Genomic DNA, 26,646 nt, shown 5'->3' with positions numbered 1-26,646 from the left:
ATTTTAGCTTTAAACTTTGAATGATTAATTGAAATTGAAAAAATTATTATTTATATTTTGTTTTTTACTCTGTGCAAACGCTTTTTCGCAGATTCTTTCTTCGAGTGTGGAAAAGAAAACCATTGCGCTCGGAGAGGTGGATCATATTATTGTGACCATCAATAACCTTAATGACGAAAAAGTTTCTGCAGCCCCGGAAAACGAACTGCTGCCTTTTCATTTTGAGGAAGTGAAAGACAGTATTTCGCAGACGCAGGATATCTACTACAGAAGAATAGAATTTGCCGTTTTTGAAGAAGGGAAATTCACCATTCCTGAGCTGGAGTTCAAAGTCGGAGGAAAGATCCTTAAAACGATTCCGTATGAAATTGATGTCATCAATACTGCTCAGAAAGATGATCAGATCAATGATATCATGAATAATAAGGAAGTAAAGCTTGAAGCTACCGATTACTGGGAGCTGTATAAGTTTTATATTCTGGCAGCTATTGCAGTTATCGCCCTGATTATCACCATAATTATGTTCGTGAAATATGGAAGGAAACGAAAAGATTCACCGGTGGTAGCCACTAATCAAACCCTTAAAGAGCTTGATTCCCTTCAGAAGAAAAAATATGTGGAAACCGGGAACTACCGTTCGTTTTATGTAGAGCTGATTGACATTTCAAGAAAATTTATCGTAAAACAATACCATTTGCCGGCAGATGTTTTATTAACGGATGATCTGGTAGACCTCATGAAGAAAAACAATACCATTTCTCAGGAAAATGAAAGGGTGGTGGAAGAGGTGTTCGTAAGAGGGGATCTTGTAAAGTTTGCAAAAACATTCCCGGATAAAGAAACAATGGAGAAAGACCTTGCTGATATCAGAGAATTTGTAAAGCGCTCATCAAAAGATTTGGAATTTGAAAATTTGAGAAAAGATGTTTGATTTTGAGTTTTACAGTCCCTGGTTTCTGCTGCTTTTCCTGCTGTTGATTCCCATTCTGATCCGCGATGTCAGCAGCCAGAGGAGAAAAGGAATTAAAGTTCCTACCGTCAACAATATGGGGGAAAGCGGAGGAATCCGGTTTGTCATGTTTTTGCTGAAAATTTCAAAGTACATTATTCTTTCTGCGTTAATTATTGCCATGGCAAGGCCGAGAACGTTTACCATATCTCAGGACCGCGACGATACAAAAGGAATAGACATTATGCTTTCTGTTGATGTTTCTCTGAGTATGCTCACAAAAGACCTTACTCCGGACCGTATTACAGCTCTAAAAGATATCGCCGTTAAATTTGTTCAGAAACGTCCGAATGACAGAATCGGGCTGGTTAATTATTCTGGAGAGGCATTTACAAAAGTTCCGGTGACTTCTGATCATCAGGTGGTTATTGATGAGCTGCAGAATCTTAATCTTCAGGAACTGGAGCCTGGAACGGCCATCGGAGAAGGACTTTCCGTAGCGGTAAATCATCTCAAAAATAGTAAAGCCAAAAGCAAAATCATTATTTTGATGACGGATGGAGTTAATACCATTGAAAATGCAATGCCTCCTGCTATCGCTGCTGAACTGGCAAAAAATAACAATATAAAAGTCTACACCATCGGAATCGGAACAAATGGATATGCACTGATGCCAACACAGATTGATATTTTCGGAGATCTTGTTTTTACCGAAACAGAAGTGAAAATTGATGAACCTGTTTTAAAAGAAGTTGCCCAGATGACGGGAGGAAAATATTTCAGGGCAACATCAAATACAAGTCTTGAAGAAGTGTACGACGAAATTAATCAGCTGGAAAAATCTGATGTGAAAGTGGCTAAATTATTCAATTATCAGGAGTATTTTAAAATCTTCCTGTGGATTGCCTTGGGAATGTTGTTTCTGGATGCCTTGTTAAGATGGGTATTGTATAAAATTTTAAGTTAATGGATTGGTATTTAGGGAATTATTGGTGTTTGTTGTTGCTGCTGCTTTTGCCGCTGTTAGCCGTTTTTCTGGTCCGTTATTTAAAATGGAAAAAGAAAAAAAGGGAACTCTTTGCGGATAGTCGTTTTCATCAGCAGCTTTTTGAAAAGCCTACAGGTTTCACAAAGTTTTTTCCTGCTTTATATCTATTGGGAACACTTTTTCTTATTTTCTCAATCATTGATCTTCTAAATGGTTCTGAAGAAATCAAGACCAACCAGAAACTGAATAATGTGATCTTTATGCTGGATGTCTCCAATTCAATGAATGCGGAAGATATAGATCCGAGCCGCTTGACAGAAGCAAAAAATCTTATCATCCAGACCATGCAGCGGATGAAAAGTGATAAAGTGGGAATTGTAATGTTTGCGGGCCAGGCTACCTCCATTATGCCTTTAACAACAGATTATACTTCAGCAGAAACCTATGTGGGCGCTATTGAGACTAATTCAATGCAGATCCAGGGAACCGATTTTCTTAATGGGATGAAAGTCGCCGTTCAGAAATTTAAAAATGTAAATAAAGATGCCCGGAAGGTCGTTTTACTCAGTGACGGGGAAGATAATGAAGGAAATGAAGATGCTGCGATTAGGCTGGCTAAAAAAGAAGGAATCATGATTACTTCCGTAGGAATTGGTTCAGATGAAGGAGCTCCGGTTCCTGAGTATGCTTTTGGACAGCTGATGGGGTACAAAGCAGATATGTCCGGACAAACAGTTATTTCCAAAAGACAAACCGAAGCTTTGAAAAAAATGGCTGAGTCTACGGGGGGAACCTATATTGACGGAAATAATATCAATGAAGCTCCCGATCAGATCATCGACGCTTTGAAAAAGAAAACGGGATCTTCTGAAACTATGGTAAAATCGCAGAATGCTAATCATTATTATCAATATTTTCTGGCAGTTTCTATATTTTTCTTCTTCTTGATATACATGTTTAATCCGAAAAGAGATTTTAATGTATAAACGGAAAAACTAATCTTCATTCAAACGCCTACTTTAACCCAATTTTAACAAATAAGGCGCTGTTTATTAACATATAAAGGAATAATTTTGCATTTGATGAATACTAAAATCTTTTTTTTGTCGTTTATTACTGCCTTATTGAGCTCGGGACTGCTTTTCGGGCAAAAAAACTATCGTACACTGGTGTATGAAGGCAATGAAAAATTTAACGGTAAAGATTATGATGCGGCGTCTGCAAAATATATGGAAGCCATAAAAACGAATGAGAAAGATTTTACAGCCCACTATAATTTAGGTAATGCCCTTTATAAAAGTAAAAAATACGAAGAGGCAAAAGCGGAATTTGAAAAAGCTCAGCGGCTTTCTCAGACCATTTCTGATAAAGCTGCGGCGCTACACAATCTCGGAAATGCTTATATGCAGATGAAACAGCCTGAAAAGGCAGCAGAATTTTATAAACAATCTCTGAAACAAAATCCTTACAGCGAGGCTACAAGAAAGAATTACGAAATAGCCAAACTGAAGGAAAAAGAAAACCAGCAGAAAAAACAACAACAAAATAACTCCGGCAAAGGAGGCGGTGGTGATAACCAGCAGAAAAATGATGATCAAAAAGGTTCCAAAGATCAAAAAGATCAGGGACAAGGGCAGCAGAATCAGGGAAAAGGACAGGGTGATAATCCTGATCAAAAACCTGACAATGAAGGAAAAATTCCGAAAGGACTTGAAAATCAGATACTCAATAAAGTAAGCGATAAAGAGAAAGAAACCGCCAGAAGAATTTTAAATAAAAATTCTTATTCGATGCCCGAAAGCAACGAGAAAGATTGGTGATGCAGAGCAGACTTACCTACATAATATTCCTTTTATTATCCGTAATTTCTTATGGACAGGTAAATCTTAGTGTAACTTCCGATAAAACCACCTACACCGCAAGAGATGTTATCAATCTCACGATCGTACTGGAAATTGAAGGCAGTGAATACAACAGCCAGCAAACTAAGCTGAGACTTCCGGATTTTTCAAAATTCAATCTTATTGGGACAGGTTCTATTACGAATGGCTTTATGGATCCGGAAACCAATACCGTGATTTCTCAGTCTGTTACAAGGCTTGCTTTAGAGCCAAAACAAAAAGGAAAAGTAAAAATCGGTTCATTTCTGATCACCATCAACAATAAGATTTATAAAACCGAACCTTTCGATATTCTTATTAAAGATGTTGATAAAAAAGCTTCCGTGGCTGTCAATACCTCAAAAGAAGTTTACCTGAATATGGAAGTGGAAGATCGCGAGGTATATCAGGATGAGCCTACCATTGCTGTGCTGAAAGTATATTCCAGGAATATGGATAATCTGAGAAAGATAAAGAATATCCGCCTTCCCAAAGATCATGACCTGGATGTCTATCCGGTAAGTTTTGCAAAATCTGAAATTGATCCGTCAGACTACGGAAACATGTCGTCTCAGGTACTGGCCATCTTTTTGATTTTCCCTAATGAATCCGGGTTTGTAGAAGTGCCGGGAGCTTCTGCTTCAGTGAGTACTTTTGCGGGAAAAAACAAAATTGTTTCCAATAAAGTTAAAATCAATGTTAAAAAACTTCCTGAAGGTTCTCCCGAATCTTTTAAAAATGCCGTAGGAAATTTTAAGGTGAGTATTTCTAATGTTTCAAAGGAAAAAGCAGAGGTAAAAAAGCCGATTAACGTCCTGGTAAAAGTAAGCGGCGAAGGTAATCTGAAAAATATGGAACTTCCAAAGCTTGCCGAATCGCCGGATTATGAAGTATTTGCTCCTAAAATTACCTCCAACGTAAAAACGGAAACTACAGGAATGAAAGGTGAGATCCTTGCCAATTATCTTGTTATCCCTAAAAAAGCAGGAGGAATTTCTATTAAAACAGAAAACTTTTCTTTTTTTGATCCGTCTAAAAAAGAATATGTTGATCTTGGGCAGGAAGTACTTACTGTCAATGCATTTTCACATGATCAAATTCTGGAGTCTCGTACTACAGTTGAAAAAGTAAATGAATATACCAATACTTTCCTGGAGACGGTTAATACACCTGTTCTTAAAACAACATCTTTTAAAGTTAAAGAGAAAAGCAGGCTGCACTGGAATATTCTTTTCATCAATATTGCTATATTAATTGCACTGTTTATTGCTTATCTTATATTTAAAAACTGGCAGAAAAAACGCCGGATGCAGAAGGCAGTTGAGCCTGTAAAACCTTTAGGAACGATAGCTGAAACAGAGAAAGAAATCAGAGAACAGCTGAGAACAGATGTAAATGATTACTTTAGTTATTTGGAAAATCTCAAGGATAAAGAAGATTATGAGAAGTTTTTTCAAACGTTTGAAGAACTGGATTCTGAAGTCCGAAATCAATATTTCCAAAGCTCCGCACAAGATTTTGCCGGCTTCCTTGAAAACTATAAAGGTGCTGCAGTTGCCGAAGAATACAGAAGTCTTACTCAGAAAATACAGATTGAAAAGTATGCCCCTGTAAAATCTTCGGAGGGAATGGATATTCTCTTAAATTCTATTGTGAATTTATATTCTCAAATTAGCAAATAGTTAATTTATTTTCATATTTTTGCGAAATTAATAATTGTAAAGGCATGGAGATTTTCAATGATTTTTCTATTAAAGAAATCGTTACCTGTTTTATGGTGCTTTTTGCTGTGATTGATATCATAGGATCTGTTCCTATTATTGTAAGTCTTCAGCAGAAATTCGGCAAGATTGAAGCCGAAAGAGCTACTATTACCGCGGGTCTGATTATGCTTGTTTTCCTTTTCGTAGGAAATAAGATCCTGAAATTTATCGGGGTTGATGTAAATTCATTTGCTATTGCCGGAGCTTTCGTGATTTTTATCATTGCACTGGAAATGATTCTGGGGATTGAAATTAACAAAACTTCCGAAGCAAGGTCTGCATCTATTGTTCCCATTGCTTTTCCTTTGGTAGCAGGAGCCGGAACTTTAACCACCACTTTATCTCTTAAAGCTGAATTTCACGATATTAATATTATTTTCGGGATCATTCTCAATACAATTTTCGTATATTTGGTGCTGAAATCTGCAAACTGGCTGGAGAAGAAAATAGGAGATGCCACACTGGCAATCCTGCAGAAAGTTTTCGGAATTATCCTGTTGGCAATTTCAATTAAATTATTTACCGCAAATTTTGCCGAATTGGTAAAAACATATATTAATTTTTAAGAATCATGCAGAAGTTTTATAAAGTATTTTTAGTAGTATTTCTAGTGTTCATCGCAATTAATCTGTATGCGCTGGATTGGCAGACTGATTTATTGTCAGAAGATAACCTGAAGTTTGTATTTTCAGCTGCTTCAGCGTTTATTGGTATTATTTTACTTTTTGTAATGAACACATGGAGTAAAGTAGGCGTTAAAAAGTAAAAATTTATTTAATATCTATAGGACCTCTTTCTTTGCTGAAAGAGGTTTTTTTATGAATAATTGAAGCTAAAGTAAGGAGTGAATCTATTCTGTTATAATTACGAGATTTTTCAGAATCGCTTCAGATTTTAGCTCTGTTTCGTGCCATTCTTTTTCAGGGCTGCTCTTAGCGGTAATTCCTCCCCCTGCAAAAATATGCACAGCATCCTGATAAAGCTTGCAGCATCGAAGATTGACAAAGTAAAAGATGTTTTCTTCCGTTTCAATTTTAATATAGCCTGCGTACAATTCCCGGGGAAATTTTTCCAGTTCCCGGATTTTCTCTTTACAAAAGTCTTTGGGAATACCGCAGACTGCCGGAGTCGGATGCATATGTTGAATAATGCTGTCAAGATTTTCCGGCTGAATCATGGCTTTGAAATCGGTACGGAGATGTTTTATATTTCCTGAGACATGATCATAGGTTGCAGATTCTTCAATATCATCAGAATAATTTTTCAGAATATTTCTAATGTATTCCGTAACGGGTTTCTGCTCTTCAATTTCCTTTTCAGACCAGCTTTCCGAAACAGGAAGCGTTCCGGCTAGGCTCATCGTTTCAAAGTCGTATGTCTTTTTATTGAATTTGCCTAACACCTCAGAGAAAGCTCCCATCCAGGCATTTTTTTCATCAATAAAAATATACCGGAATGCATTCGGATAAGAATCACAAAGATTTTTAAAGCTTTTTGAAAGATCAATTTTGTGAAAATCTGTTATAATCTTTCTCCTTGAATACACCAGTTTCGGAAGCTTGTTTTCCTTGATCACGTCAATCACATCTGCGAGGTTTTTAAGATATTCATCTTTTGTTTCCGGAATGAATTGATTGCTGTCTTTTGGAAGAGTACTGCTTATAAGTTGAGTGAGATCTGTTTCTTCAGATTTTATTTGTATGATTTTTCCAGGATGTACAACTGTTTCAAATCCATCAAAAGGATGAAAAACAATATGGGTTTCATCGTTGTTGTTATTTGTCGAATATAGATTTTCGTCGAATGGAAGTTTAAAATAAATCATTGATAGTATCTTTCTAAGATCAGCGTCCGGAAATAACATAGGAAATTCCAAAGTTGATTTTTCGTTCTGCAAAGGTATTATTCGTCTTAAAAATGTCAAAATCAAACGTGCTGTTTTTTAAGGAAAGATTTTTCATATTGTATTGCTGATATTCTAAGGATAAATATACCTTTCTCATAAGTCTGTACTGGACTCCCAAAATAAAGCCGAAATTGGTCTGGTCGCTTTTAAAATCGTCCATTTTGCTCAGAATATTGTTTTCAGGGACTAAAAACTGCATTTTATAGGTGTTATGGTTCAATAAAATTCCTGCAAACGGACGGATGTTTTTCCATTCATATAAAAATTTTAGCTGAGCTGAATATTCAAAATGCTTGTTGTTGAATTTTTGAAATAATAAAGGCTGGCCATCGCGTGTAAAATAGAATCCGTTGAGAATAGTATCATCTTGATTGGCGTCAAGATCAAATGTTGAATTCCAGTGCCAGATTCCGGCGGAAAGCAGTAAATAGATTTGTGGTGAAAAGATTTTTTTTGAAATCCAGATATTGAAATTTTCTCCAAACTGTGCTCTTTCTGTAGAAATGGCTTTTATCCAGCTACTGTTTTTTATTCCCAATCCTCCCTCAATTCCGTATTCGAAGATCCCGGATCTTTGTTTTCTGATTCTGTTTTTTGCACGCTGCTTTTCCAGTTCTTCCTTATAAATATTACGAACGAAAAACTTCTCTTCTACTTTAGGTTCCGAAAACAGGGGTCCATTGGGTGTAAGGCGTACCGGTTTAAGAAGGTAAATCGTATCGTAAACGACAACCTTTTCATACACATAAACGGTATCTACTTTCTTTCGTTTTTGTGAATGGAAAAAGCTAATCAATAATATAAGTAAAAGAAAAAGAATCTTTTTGAAAATCATGGCCGATTTGTTTACTTTTCAATAAATATGGTGTCTCTACTGATTACTTTTTTCACAACAATTACTTTTTGTGGAGTCTCATCAAGAGAATCTCTGTTGATTACATTCTTTATGCTTTTAGAGATTATCCTGATTTTCTCATCATTCCTATGTTGTTTTTGTGAAGAATGCTCTGTGGGTTCAGATTCTATATCATCAAATGTATTTTGAACTGACGGTTTTACAGATCCTTCATCTGCAAGGCCGGGATTTTCATTTTGTACAGGGATTTCATCTATCTCTTTAGAAGTATTGCCGGAGCCATTAGCTGAAACTGTGGGGTTTTTAAATGGTACATTTGTTTTTCGATTTACTAAAAACAAAGAAGTTATGATGATAAGAAGAAAAGTAAATCCTATTACCGTTTTATTTTGTAAAGATCTGTTTGAAGAAGAGATCATTACGCTGCCGGTTTTTATATCTGAAGGAATCTGAAGTTTTCTGGAAGATGCTATTTTAAAATCTGCAAATTTACTTTGGAAAGTCTGCGCCCAAAGCAATCCTCCAAGCCCGAAAATAACAAGAACCTGTGCTATTTTGTTTTTCGGCGTATGTTGATTTACACAATTATTCAGCAAATAGTTTTGTATTGATTTCTTAGCTCTTAAAAGATGGGACTTCGAGGTATTAACCGTAATTCCCAATAATCCGGAAATTTCAGCATGTGAATGATTTTCAATAAAGTACAAATTGAAAACAGATTTATGGTGAGGAGGAAGACTGTCGATGGACGACAGCAGTTCTTCATTGGTAAAATCGTAGATGAAGATATTTTTATCTTCCAAAATAGGATGGTCCATTTCTGATGAGGTATCTGGAATTTCTGATGGTTCTGTAGAGATAAAGGTATCTTTGCTGTGCTTACGGATATGCTGAAGGGCATTGTTGACGACAATTTTTTTTAGCCAGGCAAATAAGGCTTTTTCATCATTCAGCTGATCGTTTTTCTGGATGGCCGTAATGAAACTATCGTGCACAATATCCTCTGCAGTATAAATATCCTGTATATATCTGCGGCAAATCCCCAAAAGTTTTGGGGAGTAATTGATATAAATTTTTTGCCAGTTTTCTTGCATTAAATAATAATTAAATTGAAGTATTCATAGTTGTTAATTTCTGAAATGATGCAGACTTTTGAAAAGGTTGTAGCAGAAAACAATTTAAAAAGTGTTCTAAAGATTCAAACAATTAGTTTTGTACAGCAAAAATAGCTTTTAAAATTTGTTTAGTGCCCTGTGGAGCATGCGGGAGGTAAAAAGTTTCAACATTATTGATATAAATTTTTCCTCCTCTATTCTGAGAATCAACTGCTCTTACTGAATAGATATTCTGATCTAAAATAAACATATCGTAGCACAATTCAAATTGTGGATCTATGTTTATAGAATAATAATTCCCGTTCTTGAAGTAACTTTGATATTGTAAAAGATAGAGGTCGTTACCGTCAAGCCTTATTAAAGGAAGAAGGCTGGATGGAATTGTTTGGTTGGGCTGAGTATCGACTCCAGTCAGAAGATTTCTATAATATACTACTGTATTTTTACGAATAGCAATATATAAATTATTGGCATTCGAAGTTAAATTACCAATTGAATCATAGTATTCATCTTCTATTGTAATAATCGGGTGAAAGGTAGTGCCTTCATAATAGCCTTCGTAGGGCACATTATTAATGATTTTTCTTCCTGTAGTATAAACTTGGGAATTGTATATAGACATTGAAATAATATTGTTAATATATCCAAAAGTAATATCAGCAGTAGTATTGAGTATAGTTTTTACGCCATTTTTCCAATAGCAGTATTCGTATTTTTCATTGGGTGTTGCCGGAGAGGGATTTTCGATAATTCCACAGAAATAAATGTCATTATTTACGACAGTAAAATCAGCTATTCTTAAGTATACATTTGATGGAACATTAAGATACTGTCTGAAACTATATCGGATGTTATTTTTCCAGAAGTATTCTTTAAAATAATCATTTTGACCATACCCAATGATATAAATATTATTATTATCAAGGAAGATATCAGTCGGTGTAATGTCATCACCTGATGAAAGATAGGTTTGCTGATTATTTTTCCAGTAGCAAGCTTTATTATTCTCAATACCGGCAACATAGACATCAACTGGATTTACCTTACTTTCTAACGCATCTATACCATCATGTTGGCATGAAACAACAAAAGTTACTAAAAATAAAAAAGACAAAATGAAAGTTTTCATGGTTATTTATTTCTTATAAGATGCAGCATTCCAAAAAGGTTGCAGTAAAAAATAAAAAAAGCTCAATTTTTTTGAGCTTCAGAAAATTTATCTGTTGATAATGGTATTCGTCATAGTAGTGTGACTGATGAGCTGGCCTTTTTCATCCCTTATTTCGATTTCGGAAACATGCATTGTTTTTCCTTTCCGGATAAATCTTGCTACAGCGGTTACCATTCCGTCTTTTTTGCTTCGTAAATGGTTGGTATTGATATTGGTTCCCACTCCGAAATATTTTTCGCCGTCAATAAAAATATTAGACAGGCTTGAACCCATGGTCTCTGCCAGAACGCAGCTTGCACCGCCGTGCATAATCCCGAAAGGCTGATGAATTCTGGGAAGAACAGGCATTGTTGCTGTTAAGGTTTCATTTTCAACGTCGATATCGGTAAATTTAATATCTAAAGTTTTGGCAAATGTTTCTCCGCCCCAACCGTTGATGAATTGTAATAAATCTTCCTTGTTTTTATCTTTAAGATACATGTTTGCTATAAATGATGATTGATGAATGATGATTGGTTTATATTGTGAATTGTGAATCTGAACAATATGTTAATAACAATCAATAATTTTGTTAACTTCTAACTTCTAACTTCTTACATCTCCCCTCTCCCCTCCGAATCATTTCCCATAATATTCGGGTTCCAGTTTGCGGGAACTTTGGGTACAATATCGTTTTTAATATAATATTGCTGGATTTCCTCCATAATTTCGGAAAACGGAACCGAGGCTATTCTTTCGTAAGGAATGGTATAGCCGAGATAAATAATTTTACGTTTAAAATCTCCGGCAGCAAGAACGATCGGAACTTTTGCCGCTAGTGCCATATGGTAGAAGCCTTTTCTCCATTTCGGAACCCAGCTTCTTGTTCCTTCAGGGGTAATCACCAGGCTGAAATCGTCTTTGGCAAATTGTCCGGCCACAAAATTCACAAGGTCATTTTTCTGTTTTCTGTCGATGCCGATACCGCCGAGACCTTTTACTACGCTTCCGTACCAGGCTTTGGTATGGGCATCTTTAATGATTACTTTCAATGGCTTTTCAAGAGACCAATAAGCCAGGTTTCCCAAAATATATTCCATGTTATGGGTATGGGGTGCCACCACAAGAATACAACGGTTAAGGTTGTTTAAATCGCCCTGCAGGACGACCTTCCAGCCCATTAATTTTAATAGTATTTTGCCAAAAAGCTTTCTCATATATCTCAATTAAAAACAAAAAAGTATAACCAAAGTGGTTATACTTTACAAATATATTGAAATATTATCGCTCTTAAAACAAACCGCTGATTAAATCTACGATTTTCATTACAATTTCTAATGCCAGTTGTATCATGATTAGTTAATATTTTTTTGAGTGTTTTTGGTTATAATTTTTATCTACACAAATGTAAAGTTTTTTATTTACATAGCGAACTAAATTTTATTTTTTTTTACTTAATTGTGAGAGAAGAAGGATGTGAATTTCAAACGGTTGTGCTATCCATTCACACCTTCTGCCACTCTCTGCAGTTTAGTTATTTAGTTTGTATGGAAATTTCATTTTTACCTTCGTCTACTTTAAAGTCGATGTTAGCTCCTTTCATTTTTTTGATGCTGTGCTTCATAGAGTCGATCACTTTGTCGGCTTGGTTGCTCGGAACTTTTTTTCCGTTTACAATGATGCTGTCTTCATCATCAGAATTGTACTCAATCGTAGAACCGTTTACCGTGATTTTATTGTTTTCGATTTTAATATTTCCTTCATCATCTCTTTCCTGATCGTTATCATTAATTCCGTCTGCATTGAGGTCGCCATCGAAATTGATTCCGTCTTTTTTGGCCGGGATTACAATGGTTTTCATTGGAAGTACCAGTTCATAATCAATGCTGTAATCTCTGAATCGGTGTTCATAAGGATACTTGATGTAGTTTGGAAGGATAACTTTATTATTAACTATTTCCACAGGAACATTAACATTTAGCGGAAGATTATACCCTTTAGCTTCTTTTTTAATAATCAGATAAGGGGTTTTAATATCTGCTTTTCTCGTTACATCAACATGGATCCAGTCTTTTTCGTATACGGAAACTTTATCGGAATAAATATCATCATCGTAACCTTTGAAGTTCTGAGGAATGGTAACCTGCTTGTAATCAACATAAATGGTGTCCGATTGTGTGTTAATGGAAACCTCTTCCGTATCTTCTTTATGACCTTTCAGGAACATTTCTTTTTTCGCCATACTGAATCCGAAATAGCTGCCAAGAGCAATCAATGCAAGGAATAACGCTCCTATTACCCAACCTGTATTTCTTAGTTTTGTTTTAGGTGAAATCAATTTAATACTTAATAATCCGAATAGCATGGCTGGTAATAAACTTCCGATGGTAATCAACCCCATAATGACGTATTTCATATTATCATTATCAAAATAGAAATTCATTTCACTCACAGGAGGGAAGTCGCTGTCTGCTCCCATGAAACCGAACACTACGAATACACCGATCAGGCAGGATAAAGACATGAATGCAAAGATTCCACCTAAAATATACCGTACCACATTCCACAATCCGCTTCCTGCGTTGTTGATGTAAGGTTTGTTTTCGATATAGATTTCTCCGACCCTCTGAGTAGACTCATTGGCAAACTGTACCAATTTGTTAGACTCATTCTTAAGATTGTCGAAGTTCATAGGCTTTCCCTTCATTTTCAGGAAATCTGCTGCAGTTTCTGCTTTTGGCAATACAGCCCAAAGGATGATATATAATAAGAAAACCAATGTAGATGATACAGCCGCTGTGAAAATTCCTAAAATAAAGATTCCCAGCCAGATGGCTCTCATTGCAGTAATATCCATTCCTACGTAGTGGGCAAGACCTGCGCAAACTCCAGCGATTTTTTGTCTTTCAGGATCCCGGAACAGTTGTTTTTTATCTGAATATTCAGTTCCGGCGCTCCCTGTTTTTTTGGTATTCTTTTCAGAATAATAAGCCTCTTCCTGTTCTTCAATGGTTTCAGGACTTCCGATCTGGGCGATTACTCTTTCCACATCAGAGTCGTTAATTACTTCACGTTTTGCCATAGAATCTTTGAAGATTTCTACCATTCTGATTTCTATATCGTGCATTACCTCGTCTGCTTCAGAAGCGTCCAGAGAGCTTCTCAGAGCGTTCAGGTAATCGCTGAGCTTTATATATGCGTGTTCTTCTATCGTAAAAGAAAAACCTGCGAGTCCTATTGAGAGTGTTTTGTTCATAGCTTTGTTTTTAATGTTTTTGAGTAATTTGGTTTACTGAATCTGTTAATTCGTTCCAGGTATTCTGAAGTTCATCTAAGAACAGTTTGCCTTTTTCAGTGATCTGGTAGTATTTCCTTGGAGGTCCTCCTGTAGATTCTTCCCATCTGTACGAAAGAAACTCGCCGTTTTTTAATCTTGTTAAAAGAGGGTAGAGTGTTCCTTCCACTACATCCAGTTTTCCTTTTTTCAGCTCATCGATTAAGTCGGAAACATACATTTCGCGATGATTGATGAGACTTAAAATACAGAATTCCAGAATTCCTTTTCGCATCTGCGCTTTGGTATTTTCAGTATTCATCTTTAATAAGTTTTGTTAATTAGTTATATCAATTTCGAAATTCGGAACCTAGCTAGATGAACCTATTTCGATTTTACATTACAAAGATATATAATTAAAATGGTATTATGCAATACAAAGTAGTGGAAAAATTTTGTTTTATCATGTAAGTATCTGAAAATGAGGTTAATTATTTTTATATGGAATTTTGGGGAATTGAAAATTTTTGAAATCAATCCCGTTTTTTGATAATTTTACCATGTAAGCTGACGGCTCTCAATGTAACAAGTGCTTTTTTTTGCAGTTCTTTCTGAGAAGAAATGAAGGTGTAATTATAATAAAATTTACGGATAATAAGGGCCATTTCCATCATGGCAAAATGCTCACCGATGCAAAGTCGGGGTCCGGCTCCAAAAGGGTAGTATGCAAAATTTTTAGCATTTTCATCATCAAAACGTTCCGGAATAAAAGAGTCAGGCTGCTCCCAGTATTTTGGATTTCTGTGAAGTCCTGCAATATAAAGGATAATTAATGTGCCTTTTTTCCATGAATATTCCTTAAAGCTGTCGTCTTCCAAAGCCTGACGGTCAATGGCCCAAGCCGGAGGATGCAGCCGCATGGCCTCTTTAATAATATTCACAGTGAAAGATTTTTTCATTAAATTTTCTGCTCTGAAAACATTTTCGCCTTCTTCTGCAATTTCTTGTTTTAATTTTTTCTCTGCTTCCGGATGTTGGCTGATTTCAAAAAAAATAAAGGTTAAAGCATTGGCTGTCGTTTCATGGCCGGCTATGAAAAGGATAAGCATTTCATCCACAAGCTGCTCATCAGACATTGGAAGCTGTGTATCTTCATATTTTGCATGAATGAGCATATCCAGCAGGTCGTTCTTTTCTTCCTTTGAATTTCTTCTTTTATCCAGAACACTTTGAATAATATGCTTTGCCTGGTTGCTTTTTCTTATATTCTTATGTGTTATTCCAAGAATATTTAAGGCCTGCGTGTAAAGTGGTATTCTCACTTCTTTCGCAAAAACTTCCTGAATTTCTGTGATAATTTTTCCCAATTCTTTCACTTTTTCTTCATCAATATCCGAGCTGAAAAGGGTTTTAGCTACTATATTGAAAGCCAGCGTATGAAAGAAATCATACAGATCAATATCCGTTTCATTATTAAAAGACTGAAATGCTTTATCCATTTCCTCTTCCATGATGGAAACCAGATTGGTAATTTTAATCTTACTGAAACCGGGCTGAATCAATCTTCTTTGCTTCAGCCAGTCTTTTCCGTTATTGGTCAGCAAACCGTTGCCGAGGTATTTTCCTAATGTGACGGATTGTATTTCAGATTTGAAATAGTTTTTATGGTTCTGCTTTAAAATATATTCTACCAGTTCTTTATCCTGGGAAAAAATAAAGTGTTTGTTTGTTAAACTGGCTTTGAGATGATAACTATCTCCCGAAATGGTATGATTTCCACTGATAACACCCAAAGGATCCTTCACCCCGTTAAAGAGAGAATACAGTTTTCTGCTTCCTTTGATTTCTGCCGGGTATTTGTATTTCAATGCCATGATAAATATTTACAATAAAAATAATACTAATCTGTTAATTTGTATAGCTTTATATTTAAAGTTTTATTTTTGTATCTGATGAAATTTGTCATTTATTAAATAAATAATTAATACTGGAGGCAATTTCAAATATTTACATATAAACTTAGAGCAATGAAGATCCAAAAGGAAATCGATTTTATTCTGGCAGTAGATGCCCTGAAAAATGTCCAAAGAAGAAACTATAATGCAGATGATACCAGAAGGGAAAATACGGCGGAACATTCGTGGCAGATCATCATTCTGGCGCAAATTCTGTTTCCGTATGCCAAAAACAGGGCGGATATTGACTTATTGAGAGTCATCAGAATGCTTTCCATTCACGATCTTGTTGAAATTGAAGCAGGGGATACCTTTTTGTTTGATGAAGCGGCGATGGTTGGAAAATTTGAAAGAGAAAAAGCTTCAGCTCAAAAGATATTCGGAATTTTAGATGAACCTTTACGATCAGAATTTTTCAATCTTTGGCTTGAATTTGAAGAAGAGCAGACTCCCGACGCTATTTTTGCCTGTGCCATCGACAGGATTATGCCTTTCATTCTGAATTCACACACTTCCGGAAAAAGCTGGACGGAAGCAGGTGTTACGGAAAAACAAATCCGAAATATGTTGGAGCATGCGATCAGCAGGGCTTCTGATGAATTGGGAGAAGCTTTTCAGTTGCTTTTGATTAAGAATTTGGAAACTGAAAAAGTGCTAAAGTAAATTTTAGCTCATCTTTATATATGGTTTAAAAAATCTTCCACAAATTTCGCAAATTCCACAGATTTAGTAAGATAAAGTAGACCGCAGATTCCACAAATTACACTGATGATTGTATATATTTTAGCTGAGTATTTATTAAACAAAATTTGTGAAATCTGCGGGAAATAGAAAGTTTCGGCGGGCAAAGGCCGCCGAAACTTTTATAAAATCTGAATCGGTTTCTTAAATTCATCAATCGCCACAAAAGTAAAATCCCCTACGATCGCTCTTTCTCTTTCATACGAATACATCTGCTCGGTGTAGATTTCAACATTTACTTTCAGGCTTGTTCTTCCGACGTGCATCACTCTCCCGATCAGCTCTACAATCGTTCCGGCAGGAATAGATCTTTTAAAATCAATCTTATCACTGCTTACCGTTACCACGCGTTTTCTGGCAAAGCGTGTTGCTGCGATAAAGGCCACTTCATCCATCAGCTGCATCGCAGTTCCTCCGAAAAGTGTATCATAATGATTGGTTGTGTTGGGGAAAACGGCTTTGAAAATTCTGGTTTCCGAGGCTTCAATTCTTTCTTCTGTAGTCATAGTTCATTATTTAATTAAAGCGAAATGAAAAGTTGGAAACAACAGAAAAAGCAGAGCATAATATCTCTGAACATCCATAGATCAACAAACTTCAAATCGCGAAAGTTGTATGGTGAAGAAAAAGGCAGGTCTCCTGACTTGTAACATCTTTATTTCCTTCCCGTAAAAATACACAGTGGATTATTTAATAAAGACTTCGGTTACTTACAGTTGCGCGACAGTTCATGATTTTCACACGATTCCCTTTTAATCTGCAGTTAAGCAAAACCAATTTCCTGAAAGCCAAAAAGCTGGACTTCCGGCAGCAAAAATAATGAATATTACTGAATTATTCCGGGTTTTTATAAATGATCTGGCTTTGAACTTTTCCCTGTTTGATAGTCCAGATGGTTGTATACCTGTTTTCTCCTGAACCGTTGGTCATGTAAAGGAAAATATGGTCGTTATCAATGGCTGTTACCCCCACATTTTTGAAATCCATTGTAGGCTGGAACATATTTTTGATAGCATCTCTCACGAAGACAGAGCCTCTTCCCGGCTGTTGAACCCGTACCGATTTTATTTCCGTTATTCCTTCAGGAATTTCTTTACCAACACCCCAGGATTTTACCTTGTCAATTTTGATGATATTTCCTTCAGCATCTTTTTCCTGCTTTTTAAGTTTTGCATAGGAAGGATAAACATCAATAATAACTTTTGTTCTCTGGTTTCCCGGAATTTTAGGATTGGTATCATCTGTAAAAATAAGAGACTTTCCGTTTTTTGATTTTGAAGGCGTAAATGGTGGCAGCTTATCCACAAAAACCACGCGGTTTTTATTCACCATTCCTTCTTTAGTAATGCTGTCGTAGCGTACAAAAGGCTTGTCGGTGTCATCTTTTTCAGGATATTTGATCCAGATCCATTCTGTTTCCCCGGGAGCAGGTTTCACATAAATAAAAACATCACCGGTTTTCATTCGTATTTTATCAATGATTTTACGGTAATCGTCTTTATGAACACGCACCATAGCGTATCCTTCTTCAGCTTTTACGACGCCGAAAGGAACTTTATCCTGCCCTTTGGCAAAAAACACAAAAAGAAAAGTAAAAACGGATATGTATAATGTTTTATTTACGGACATCATGAATTTTTTGGATTGTCAAATATATAAATTAAATGTTTTTCGGAAAATAATAATGCTGTTGCAATTCTTTTAAATCTTTCATTTGTTTTAAATAAGTGTTGGAAAGAAGGTAAAATTTATCCGAAATTTTTATCGCTTCCTCCACGTTAAAATCTGAAATGATAAAGCCTTTTTCCCGAGATAATTCCTTGATCATATTCATAATCTTTTCTGTTAAAATGGGTGACAGACCGCTGTAAGGCTCTTCCAGTAAAATAAAGTCAGCATCGGAATGGATGATTGTTATTACTTCTACCATCCTTTTTTCACCTCCGGAAAGATTTCTTATGGTGCTATTTAATAAAGGTTTAAGAAGATCGGAATTAAAAAGTTTTTGACTATTCTCTTCATTACAGAATAAAGAAATCAGGTTTTTAATTTTAATATCTTTTGGAAACATAGACGTTTGTGGAAGATAGGCAATCTTATTTTTTCTTTCGGATTGCTTTGTAAGAACCTGATCATTGAATTTAATAAACTGAGAATCTCCTTTCAGCGTTCCAAAAATAATCTGTAACAATGTTGATTTTCCTGATCCGATTCCTCCCAATAAAGCCAAAATTTTTCCTGTTTCACAACTTAAATAAATATCCTTTAGAATTGTTTTTGAACCGTAAGATTTTGTGACACTGTCTATATGGAGCTTGCTCATAACAATTTAGAAATAATATTGATAACAAATCCAATAGAAGCGGTGATGATCCAAAGAGATGCTCTTGAAAAACCGAAATTGGCAAAAAATACATATTCTCTTTTCAGTCTTAATTCATAAATTAAAAAATGAAATGCAGGCAACATAACCAGAAAACAAAATCCGAAATTCCCGATAGAAAAGCCCGTCTGAAAAGCCAGCAGCAAAGAAAACAATAGGGCCGGAATTAATAATTTCAGATAGAAAATCCAAAGAATTTTTATGGTTTTGATCATATTTCAAATGTAGCAATATAACAGAATACTGTACTAATTTTTATAATAAAAAAGAGTGCTTTTAGGGCACCCTTACTATTTTATTCAGTCATTCCTGAGCTTTGCTTTCACCTTATTCTTTCTGATGAGATCTCTAAGCCCTGAAATCTGATCCTTTGTAAAAAACTTTTTAGGAACCATGTTCATGGTCCGGGCACTTTGGTAAATCAGAAACCATTCTTTGTTTTCCTTTACTTTATACACCGAATTCCATGTAAAATCTCCGTCAAAAGTTTCGCCTTCCGTGCGGATTTTGTCATCCGTAAAAGTATAGGAAATAATTTCCTGGATTTTTTTGTTGGAATTAAAAATATTCTTTACGCTAAAATAAGTGCGGATAATGATGAAAACAAAAAAAACCAACAACCAGATCGATGCCGATTCCATAAATTCCCGATTGTCATTATCTGCATTGTAATAATTTATTCCAAAAAAAATTAATGCAATTATTGGAAATACAATGATTCGGATTAATGAATTTTTTAAATTAAACATCAAAAAATCCTTAAAAGTAATCAGCGTTTTTACAGTCATTGTTTAACATTAAATTCTCTCCAATTCATCCGCATCAATGGTTGTTTTGAATGTTCCATAGTTAACCACCACCTTTTTCTTGGAAATCTTCTCAATGGTCCCCACGCTTGTGCTTCCGGCAATGCGAACTCTCTGACCCACTTTCATCCACAGTGAACGGTCAGTTTGCCGTTTTTCCTCCAGTTTCTCGTTGGTTTCAGCAATTTTTTCAATTACTTCTTCTTTTTTCAGCTGTTGGGTGATTTTCCGCTTCACCACCTGCAGCCGCTTGCTTTCATCTTTGTCAACACCCAGCTTGCGGAATTTTTCCTGTTCCAGGAGTTTTACAAAATCTTTCACTACATCTTTTCTCGATTTGCCTTTGGTGTAGCTGTCAATAAAAGTTTCAATCTTGTTCCCGAACTGCAGTTTACGGTGTTCTTCTTCATACAGCTTCTGGAAATTATACAACTTTTGCTGAAGCTGCTCATTAAGCTTTTGTAGATTATCACGCTTGTCCTCAACAGATTCCTTTCTTTCTGCAAGATCGGATTTCAGCTTTTCAACCTCATACTTTTCCTGTTGAAGCTTGACAATGGTTTTATCAAGATTGACAATGTCGTGCTCAACTTTTTTCTTAGCGGAATGGATAATGAACCTCGGGATTTTATTTTTCTCGGCTACTTCAAAAGTAAATGAACTTCCCGCTTGTCCCACTTCAAGTTTATACATCGGCTCCAGCGTTTCTTCATTGAAGAGCATGGCTGCATTTTGGGCATTCGGAAGCTGTTCTACTACCAGTTTGATATTGGTGTAATGCGTAGTAATGATTGCAAAACTCTTTTTATCGTAGAAAAACTCCAGGAAACTTTCGGCTAAAGCACCTCCTAATTCAGGATCGGAACCGGTACCGAATTCGTCAATCAGTAAAAGCGTATGGGCATCTGCTTCACGGATAATTCCCGACATTTTCCTCAATCTCGAAGAATAAGTTGATAAATGATTTTCAATTGACTGATTGTCGCCGATATCGGTCATTATTTTATCAAAGAAAAACATTTCGGATTTCGGATGAACGGGAACAAGAATTCCACTCTGGATCATCAGCTGCAGTAAACCGACAGTTTTCAAAGTGATGGATTTTCCACCTGCATTGGGTCCGGAAATACAAATAATTCTGTTATGTTCCGTGAATGTTAGGGTCTGGGGATGAATCGTTTTATTTTCCGCTTTATTTCTTAAAAATAATAATGGATGAAAAGCATCTCTTAATCTCAATGTTTTATGGCGGTTGATTTTTGGTAAGATACCATTGATCAGCTCTGCAAATTTTGCTTTAGCCCTCGTTAAATCAAGGTCGAAAATGTATTTCTGATACCTCCACAACTGAGGTTGATATTCTGCCAATTCTGCAGTAAGCTGGCGTAAAATTTTATCAATTTCTTTTTTTTCTTCCTCTTCGTTTTCTTTAAGCTTAAAATAGTGTTTCACTACAGAATCCGGCTGGATGTATGTAATAGAACCGGTTTTTGATAATCCAAGCACTCTTCCCGGAACTCTTTTCTTAAAACCTGATTTTACAGCTAAAACCCTCTGGTCATCAATAATGGTTTCACGGATGTCGTCTAAAAATTCACTCTGACCGTAATTGAATAAAGCTCGGTTAAAGTTTTCCTGGATTGCTTTTTTCGCATGCTGGATTTCCGTTCTCAACCCTTTTAAAACCGGAGAAGCTTCACTTTTTACTTCACCAAAACGGTTAAAAACTTTATCCACCTTATCAATGATTTCTTTTCTGAATTCTAAAACAGAAGCATCTTCCATTAAAGTAGGAAAAGTTTCCGGCATGGTTGGGAAAAACTTCTGAAGTTTCCCGATCTGTTCCGTGAGGATTTTTATTTTGATGAAAGCACCGTTTTCCAGGCGGTAATTTTCAATCAGCATTAATTTAAGTTCGCTTTCAATATCTTCATACTCGTCAAAAGGAATGGCATTGGAACTTTCAAAACTGGATAAATATTCTGAAGTTTTTTTCAGGGAAAGTTCGGCCTCATCAATTTCCATCGGGCGAAGCTGAAGAATTTTTTCTCTTGTTTTTGGAGAATATGCAAAAGGGGAGATCTCCGCGAGCAATTGCGGAAACTCTAATTCATTTAAATCTTCTTTATTTATAAACACAGTGCAAATTTAGTGAAAAATGTGCATTTTAATTTGAAAATGAGCTAATTTGAAGATTTGAAAATATCTATTAATCATGTTTATTATATTTGAGCTATGAAACTGGAAACTGAAAGACTGCAATTAAAAGAAATCAACGAAAGCTATGTCGATGATATTCTGAAAATTCGCAGCAACGAAATTATCAATCAATATGTGCAGAGAGTTTCTCCCAAAAATAATTACGATGCGCTGCAGTTTATTCTAACGATTAAAGAAAACACCCGAAATCATAAAACATTTTACTGGGGGATATCTTTAAAAGACCAATCTAATCTTATTGGTACCATCTGTCTCTGGAATTTTTCTGAAGACCGGACGGTTGCAGAAGTGGGGTATGAACTGTTACCTGATTATCACAGGAAAGGAATCATGTCGGAGGCATTAAAAGCTGTTATAAATTTCGCTTTTAACAGTTTGCTTTTGAAAGAAATTGTGGCAATGACTCACCGTTATAATGATAATTCAAAAAAACTTCTTTCAAAACATGATTTTGTATTGGAAGAGGGAGGGATAGATGATGGGATTCCGGAAAATATGGTTTTTAGCCTGAAAAATGATGGGGTTTACAGTTCCAAAAGCCTGCAGTAACTGAATACTGCAGACTTTATCAATCTTTAAACATTTCTTTGTAATCTAAAATAAATTGTGTTGTTTTTATTGCGTGTTTGTAGCAAGGGCAAAGACGAGATTAAGATCATCCTTTACTACAATCATCCCACCCATTCTTTTTGGAGGTGATATATCAAAATCACTGAATTTAACACTTCTTCTGCCAGTAAGCTTTCCGTTTTCAAGACACAATGTGATATGGTATATTTTACTTCGGTTAATCATCTTTACTTCTATCTGTGCATTGTATAGTGCTTTATTCCTGTCTAAAGAAATAAACTTTATATGAAGGTACGGATGATCTTCCGCTAAAAGAGTTTTCTGAAAATCAGAGGTCATTATTTTGTTGTGGCAATCGAAATCGTCTACTTTCAGTGCAATGTTTGGAAGACTTTTTTCACTAATTATGAAATTGCCTCCAGGCGTTCTGAATGTAGTGTTGGTACATTTGAAAGTATTAATATTAGTGCTTCCATTGATCTGAATGTAGTTTTCCTGGGCATTCATAAATATTCCGACTATAAACGGAATTGCTGCTAAAAAAGGTTTCATAATTCAGGTAGTTTTGAAAAAACTTTGGATAGCTTTTTCTGTGATTAGCATTTAGAAAGAAATGGCAGCTTCCAGAACAAATCCATTGAATTTGCCGTCATACAGGATGCTTGATGTTGGGTAGCCGTCGTATTTCTGATTGACATATTCTGCTTTGGTAAGAATGTTTTTGGTCATAAACCATCCTCCGCCGATATTGTAACGGGTTACATCTACCTTATTTCCTGTCGCCAGTTCACCTTTTACCAGGTTGTATCTTCCCCCGAAGTACAGATTGTCATTATTTCCGAATCGGTAAATAAGTTCCGCGGCATACTGGTTCCATGTTCTGCGGTCGATTTCTGTCGTATTTCTGCCTGAAGCGTTTTCAAAAGTTCCGAAGAATTCCAGACCTTTATATCTTACAAACGGGTTGATCATAATGGAAGTCACTTTGTTTTTAAAATCCGGTACTACCTGTCCTGATCTGAAATTGGCAGAAGAAGTGGCGGCGGCATTTTCCATCACATAATAGTATCGTGATCCGGCTCTGTCACCATCATAGAAATCCAGTCTTTGGGTATTGGCGGTGTTGTAAACGGATCCTGTAAGACGTACTCTGAGATCGCTGTTCAGTTGTTTGTCGTAGCCTATTTTAGCATATAAAGAAGGGCTTGTTCCTCCGTTGGCATTCTGGTTGAGTCTTCCGTTGGTAATACCTCCCATTCCGATGAATCCGTCTCTGCGGTAGTAATATTCAGCAAAAACCATTGTTGCATAGGCGTCCATCAGGTAATTTCCAACAAACGGGTTTTGGGTGGTGTAGGCATTATCGCTTCTTCTGAAGTGCACGTCCCCGTAATTAATTTCATCATGACCGAATTTTATGGTTGAATATTTCATAAAGTCACTCAAAAAATCTTTTTTGATAAAATCAAGCTTGTCAATTTGAAGGTAGCCTCCTTTTACATAGGTTTCATTGTGGTGGCGGGAACTTAAAAATGTTCTTAAATGTAAATTGATGCCGTCATATAAAGCCACATCAATATCAAGGTTCGCTGTAGCAAGGTTAAAGTTATTTCCGATGTCGTAAAGTTGGGTTGCCGGAACGGATTGATCTGCGCCGCTTTCATGTTTCAGGCCTTGGAATTGTAGGGCGAATGCTCCGCCTATTCTTACTTTAAGTTTCTCAAAGCTTGTTACAGAATCTTTAGGATTTTCAAAAATATTGATTCCTCTCTGGTCTCTTGGTTTAAGATTATCTAAAGGAAACTGTTGAGCCTGTGCAGTATTAGCAAGTAAAATAGTTCCTAAAAGTGCTGTTTTTATGTAAATGGTTTTCATAACGTTTATTTTTTAATATTGATTAATCATGGTTTTGATGCTGATTTCTTACTGGGCTGTAATATTCACTTTGATGGTGACTTCATCTCCTGTTTTTATACCCATAAATCCGGGTCTGCTCATTCCGAAATCTGAAAGTTTTACGGTTTCGGTTCCATAAATGGTGTAAGTATTTTCATTTTTAACAACACTTACGGGAAAAGAAACATTTTTGGAAACTCCTGCGATAGTCAGTTTTCCGCTTACATTGCTTTTGCCGAAATTGATAGAAGCTGCTGTAAAACTGATGGTGGGATATTGTGAAGATTTCAATGCTTCATAAGCTTTATTATCCATGGTACTTCCTTTTTTGCTTTTCAGGTTTTTCACAGGCATGGTAAAAGTGGCGTTGGATATGTTATTTCCATTCACGGTTCCTGTAAAATAAGCTGCTGAAGAATTCATTTCCCAGTCGTGTAAAGGAGAAGTTCCGTTAACAGCAATTACTGTTGTCTTCTGATTTATTTTTTGAGCCTCTGCATTTTGATAAAAAAATAATGTTCCGCATAGCATTGTAGCATTCAAGAAAATTCTTAAAGTTTTCATATCGACAAATATTTATTAATTATGTTGTGTAATATTCTTTTGTTTTGTGATATAAAGGTATATATTATGTTAATTTTATGATAATTTTTAAATATGATATAAATCCTTAATATAATTGTGGTTATTTATTTTTCAATAAAATCAAAACATAAGTTAAAGATTGTTAAAGACTGGATGATAATTGTGATTTTTCAGCTGCTTATTTGCTTAAACGTATCAAAAAAAATAAATCATATAAATCTTTGAAGGATGAATACTGATGAAAGTCACTGGAATTATCTTGTTGGATTGACAATGAATGATTACTTTATAAATGCTGATCAGAGCTCATTTTTGGATATCCTGATATATTTTTATATTTGGCAATTATAAACAGTGATCGAGAAAAAGGTTGCATGATACTTTTTTATAAAATTTTTAAATTCATGGCAATACTTTTGATCTTACAGAGCAGTTGAGGTTTAAAAACTATCAATAAAAAACATCTGATAAATTATTCAATATGACTTGGACAGAAATATTAGCCCCGATAAAAAATACCGAATACTTTACCAATCTTTGGGAAAAAGTAAAGGAGGAGTATAAAACCACAAAAGTGTTTCCTCCGAAAAGCCAGATTTTCAGAGCGCTGGAAATCACGCCTTTCGATGAAGTTGAGGTGGTAATTATCGGACAGGATCCTTATCATAATGATTATCAGGCAAATGGTCTTTGCTTTTCCGTTTCGGAACAGGTTACTGCGCCGCCTTCCCTGAAAAATATTTTTATCGAGCTTAAAAATGATATCGGTGTGGAAAGGACTTCCAAAGAACTGGACGACTGGGGGAAGCAGGGTGTTTTGCTGTTAAATGCGACGTTAACGGTACGCGCCCATTCTCCGAACTCTCATAAAGATCTCGGCTGGGAAAAGTTTACGGATTTTATAATCAAAGAAATTTCGGATAAAAAAGAAAATGTGGTTTTTGTACTGTGGGGCGCTTTCGCCCAAAAAAAAGCCGAACTTATAGATCCGGCCAAACATTTTATTTTAAAATCTGCGCATCCGTCGCCTTTTTCCGTTCACAGGGGATTTTTCGGAAGCAAGCCTTTTTCAAAAATTAACGAATATCTTATTTCCAAAGGAAAGAAGCCTATTTCATGGTAGAGGTATTATCAGATTTTTTGATCACTATGCCTATTTTATATTTTCCTTTAAGGCTTTTTGTGCTTTCTCCAGATTCAGGGTATGGGGTTACTTCTGTTAAGGTGATCGTATATCCATTGAAATCTGCGGATTGATGGTAATTTCGTCCCTTATTATCAAGGCTTGCAAGGGATAAAGTCACAGGTCTTGTTGCTGTTCCCATTACTTCCACTTCCGCTACGGCAACTCCGGCCCAGATGCAATTAACGTCTTTCGGGCAGCGGCTGTCTTCAGAAATACCTTTGAATGTTACATTCATCTGGCATTCATCCAAAAACCTGTTTTCACCTTCATTGAAGTAGATCACAGAATCTTCAGTAGTGTTTTTTGTAATATTCCCTGAATTTTCCACGTGGTCTTTTAGCGGAACTTGGGTTCCTTTTTGCGTTTTGCAGTTAATTAATAACAGTCCTGCACTTAATATAATGGCTTTGTACAACATTTTTT

The 26,646-nt window shown here is 35.8% G+C and carries 29 protein-coding genes and 1 riboswitch; of the genes, 10 read left to right on the top strand and 19 right to left on the bottom strand.

Going from position 1 to position 26,646, the window contains the following annotated elements:
- The first annotated feature begins 34 nt into the window (after positions 1–34).
- From BUA76_RS13470 to BUA76_RS13440, 7 genes are all read left to right on the top strand, one after another.
- Positions 35–931 carry a BatD family protein gene (locus tag BUA76_RS13470; RefSeq protein WP_394332945.1) on the top strand — a complete coding sequence of 299 codons (897 nt, stop codon included), beginning with the start codon at positions 35–37 and terminating at the stop codon, positions 929–931.
- On the top strand, positions 924–1,916 hold the full coding sequence (locus BUA76_RS13465; RefSeq protein WP_072885318.1) for a VWA domain-containing protein: 993 nt from the start codon (positions 924–926) through the stop codon (positions 1,914–1,916). Before BUA76_RS13470 ends, BUA76_RS13465 begins: the two co-directional genes overlap by 8 nt.
- Positions 1,916–2,923, top strand: coding sequence for a vWA domain-containing protein (locus BUA76_RS13460; protein WP_072885317.1), 1,008 nt, complete (start codon positions 1,916–1,918; stop codon positions 2,921–2,923). The genes BUA76_RS13465 and BUA76_RS13460 overlap by 1 nt, the downstream gene beginning before the upstream one ends.
- Before the next feature lie 117 nt (positions 2,924–3,040).
- A complete protein-coding gene (locus tag BUA76_RS13455) occupies positions 3,041–3,757 on the top strand; it encodes a tetratricopeptide repeat protein (RefSeq protein ID WP_317041297.1) in 717 nt (238 codons plus the stop codon).
- Positions 3,757–5,499 carry a BatD family protein gene (locus BUA76_RS13450; RefSeq protein WP_072885315.1) on the top strand — a complete coding sequence of 581 codons (1,743 nt, stop codon included), beginning with the start codon at positions 3,757–3,759 and terminating at the stop codon, positions 5,497–5,499. Before BUA76_RS13455 ends, BUA76_RS13450 begins: the two co-directional genes overlap by 1 nt.
- A gap of 44 nt (positions 5,500–5,543) precedes the next feature.
- Positions 5,544–6,146 (top strand): MarC family protein, encoded by a 603-nt coding sequence (locus BUA76_RS13445; RefSeq protein ID WP_072885314.1) that lies wholly within the window; start codon positions 5,544–5,546, stop codon positions 6,144–6,146.
- Between the two features lie 5 nt (positions 6,147–6,151).
- Positions 6,152–6,346, top strand: coding sequence for a hypothetical protein (locus BUA76_RS13440; RefSeq protein ID WP_072885313.1), 195 nt, complete (start codon positions 6,152–6,154; stop codon positions 6,344–6,346).
- 84 nt (positions 6,347–6,430) lie between these two features.
- On the opposite strand, the gene BUA76_RS13435 is transcribed toward BUA76_RS13440, so the two are convergent.
- The 9 genes from BUA76_RS13435 to BUA76_RS13395 form a co-directional block, all read right to left on the bottom strand.
- Positions 6,431–7,405, bottom strand: coding sequence for a chorismate-binding protein (locus BUA76_RS13435; protein ID WP_072885420.1), 975 nt, complete (start codon positions 7,403–7,405; stop codon positions 6,431–6,433).
- Between the two features lie 19 nt (positions 7,406–7,424).
- Positions 7,425–8,321: an outer membrane beta-barrel protein gene (locus tag BUA76_RS13430; protein WP_072885312.1), complete on the bottom strand. Its 897-nt coding sequence runs from the start codon at positions 8,319–8,321 to the stop codon at positions 7,425–7,427.
- Positions 8,322–8,332: 11 nt separating this feature from the next.
- Positions 8,333–9,436 (bottom strand): RNA polymerase sigma factor, encoded by a 1,104-nt coding sequence (locus tag BUA76_RS13425; protein ID WP_072885311.1) that lies wholly within the window; start codon positions 9,434–9,436, stop codon positions 8,333–8,335.
- Positions 9,437–9,548: 112 nt separating this feature from the next.
- A complete protein-coding gene (locus tag BUA76_RS13420; RefSeq protein ID WP_072885310.1) occupies positions 9,549–10,586 on the bottom strand; it encodes a hypothetical protein in 1,038 nt (345 codons plus the stop codon).
- Between the two features lie 87 nt (positions 10,587–10,673).
- Entirely contained in the window at positions 10,674–11,108 is a 435-nt protein-coding gene (locus BUA76_RS13415; protein ID WP_072885309.1) for a PaaI family thioesterase, read from the bottom strand.
- 113 nt (positions 11,109–11,221) lie between these two features.
- Positions 11,222–11,824: a 1-acyl-sn-glycerol-3-phosphate acyltransferase gene (locus BUA76_RS13410; RefSeq protein ID WP_072885308.1), complete on the bottom strand. Its 603-nt coding sequence runs from the start codon at positions 11,822–11,824 to the stop codon at positions 11,222–11,224.
- Between the two features lie 317 nt (positions 11,825–12,141).
- The gene (locus tag BUA76_RS13405; protein ID WP_072885307.1) at positions 12,142–13,863 is read right to left on the bottom strand and encodes a PspC domain-containing protein; all 1,722 of its coding nucleotides are present in this window, start codon (positions 13,861–13,863) and stop codon (positions 12,142–12,144) included.
- Positions 13,864–13,873: 10 nt separating this feature from the next.
- Positions 13,874–14,203 carry a PadR family transcriptional regulator gene (locus BUA76_RS13400; protein WP_039367323.1) on the bottom strand — a complete coding sequence of 110 codons (330 nt, stop codon included), beginning with the start codon at positions 14,201–14,203 and terminating at the stop codon, positions 13,874–13,876.
- 211 nt (positions 14,204–14,414) lie between these two features.
- Complete coding sequence (locus BUA76_RS13395) at positions 14,415–15,755, bottom strand: cytochrome P450 (RefSeq protein ID WP_072885306.1); 1,341 nt, start codon at positions 15,753–15,755, stop codon at positions 14,415–14,417.
- 153 nt (positions 15,756–15,908) lie between these two features.
- Here BUA76_RS13395 and BUA76_RS13390 point away from each other — a divergent pair, with 153 nt between their 5' ends.
- Positions 15,909–16,499, top strand: a complete 591-nt coding sequence (locus BUA76_RS13390) for an HD domain-containing protein (RefSeq protein WP_072885305.1) — start codon at positions 15,909–15,911, stop codon at positions 16,497–16,499.
- A 200-nt stretch (positions 16,500–16,699) separates the two neighbouring features.
- Here the strand turns inward: BUA76_RS13390 and BUA76_RS13385 are convergent, their stop codons facing one another.
- The 6 genes from BUA76_RS13385 to BUA76_RS13360 form a co-directional block, all read right to left on the bottom strand.
- Positions 16,700–17,083: an acyl-CoA thioesterase gene (locus tag BUA76_RS13385; protein WP_072885304.1), complete on the bottom strand. Its 384-nt coding sequence runs from the start codon at positions 17,081–17,083 to the stop codon at positions 16,700–16,702.
- 106 nt (positions 17,084–17,189) lie between these two features.
- Positions 17,190–17,370: riboswitch (cobalamin riboswitch) on the bottom strand.
- A gap of 41 nt (positions 17,371–17,411) precedes the next feature.
- Positions 17,412–18,209, bottom strand: coding sequence for a hypothetical protein (locus BUA76_RS13380; protein ID WP_072885303.1), 798 nt, complete (start codon positions 18,207–18,209; stop codon positions 17,412–17,414).
- 28 nt (positions 18,210–18,237) lie between these two features.
- Entirely contained in the window at positions 18,238–18,900 is a 663-nt protein-coding gene (locus BUA76_RS13375; protein ID WP_072885302.1) for an ATP-binding cassette domain-containing protein, read from the bottom strand.
- Positions 18,897–19,175 (bottom strand): hypothetical protein, encoded by a 279-nt coding sequence (locus BUA76_RS13370; RefSeq protein WP_072885301.1) that lies wholly within the window; start codon positions 19,173–19,175, stop codon positions 18,897–18,899. The genes BUA76_RS13375 and BUA76_RS13370 overlap by 4 nt, the downstream gene beginning before the upstream one ends.
- A gap of 84 nt (positions 19,176–19,259) precedes the next feature.
- Positions 19,260–19,601 carry a YcxB family protein gene (locus BUA76_RS13365; RefSeq protein ID WP_178337339.1) on the bottom strand — a complete coding sequence of 114 codons (342 nt, stop codon included), beginning with the start codon at positions 19,599–19,601 and terminating at the stop codon, positions 19,260–19,262.
- A 156-nt stretch (positions 19,602–19,757) separates the two neighbouring features.
- Positions 19,758–21,905 carry an endonuclease MutS2 gene (locus BUA76_RS13360; RefSeq protein ID WP_072885299.1) on the bottom strand — a complete coding sequence of 716 codons (2,148 nt, stop codon included), beginning with the start codon at positions 21,903–21,905 and terminating at the stop codon, positions 19,758–19,760.
- Positions 21,906–22,001: 96 nt separating this feature from the next.
- Between BUA76_RS13360 and BUA76_RS13355 the strand changes: the two genes are divergently transcribed.
- Complete coding sequence (locus tag BUA76_RS13355) at positions 22,002–22,535, top strand: GNAT family N-acetyltransferase (protein ID WP_072885298.1); 534 nt, start codon at positions 22,002–22,004, stop codon at positions 22,533–22,535.
- Between the two features lie 66 nt (positions 22,536–22,601).
- Here the strand turns inward: BUA76_RS13355 and BUA76_RS13350 are convergent, their stop codons facing one another.
- Genes BUA76_RS13350 through BUA76_RS13340 form a run of 3 tightly spaced genes read right to left on the bottom strand, consistent with a single transcriptional unit; the run spans position 22,602 to position 25,016 of the window.
- Positions 22,602–23,108, bottom strand: a complete 507-nt coding sequence (locus tag BUA76_RS13350; protein ID WP_072885297.1) for a hypothetical protein — start codon at positions 23,106–23,108, stop codon at positions 22,602–22,604.
- 51 nt (positions 23,109–23,159) lie between these two features.
- The gene (locus BUA76_RS13345; protein WP_072885296.1) at positions 23,160–24,431 is read right to left on the bottom strand and encodes a hypothetical protein; all 1,272 of its coding nucleotides are present in this window, start codon (positions 24,429–24,431) and stop codon (positions 23,160–23,162) included.
- 48 nt (positions 24,432–24,479) lie between these two features.
- On the bottom strand, positions 24,480–25,016 hold the full coding sequence (locus BUA76_RS13340; protein ID WP_072885295.1) for a YceI family protein: 537 nt from the start codon (positions 25,014–25,016) through the stop codon (positions 24,480–24,482).
- A gap of 502 nt (positions 25,017–25,518) precedes the next feature.
- On the opposite strand from BUA76_RS13340, the gene BUA76_RS13335 reads away from it, so the two are divergent.
- Complete coding sequence (locus BUA76_RS13335; RefSeq protein WP_072885294.1) at positions 25,519–26,160, top strand: uracil-DNA glycosylase; 642 nt, start codon at positions 25,519–25,521, stop codon at positions 26,158–26,160.
- Here BUA76_RS13335 and BUA76_RS13330 read toward each other — a convergent pair.
- Positions 26,147–26,641: a hypothetical protein gene (locus BUA76_RS13330; protein WP_072885293.1), complete on the bottom strand. Its 495-nt coding sequence runs from the start codon at positions 26,639–26,641 to the stop codon at positions 26,147–26,149. The two genes, BUA76_RS13335 and BUA76_RS13330, sit on opposite strands and share 14 nt — an antisense overlap.
- Positions 26,642–26,646 lie beyond the last annotated feature (5 nt).

The organism is Chryseobacterium takakiae (genome assembly GCF_900129385.1).
Taxonomy (GTDB): Bacteria; Bacteroidota; Bacteroidia; order Flavobacteriales; family Weeksellaceae; genus Chryseobacterium; species Chryseobacterium takakiae.
Note: the sequence above shows the minus strand (reverse complement) of the source record. Positions and strands in the feature narration are given on the sequence as shown.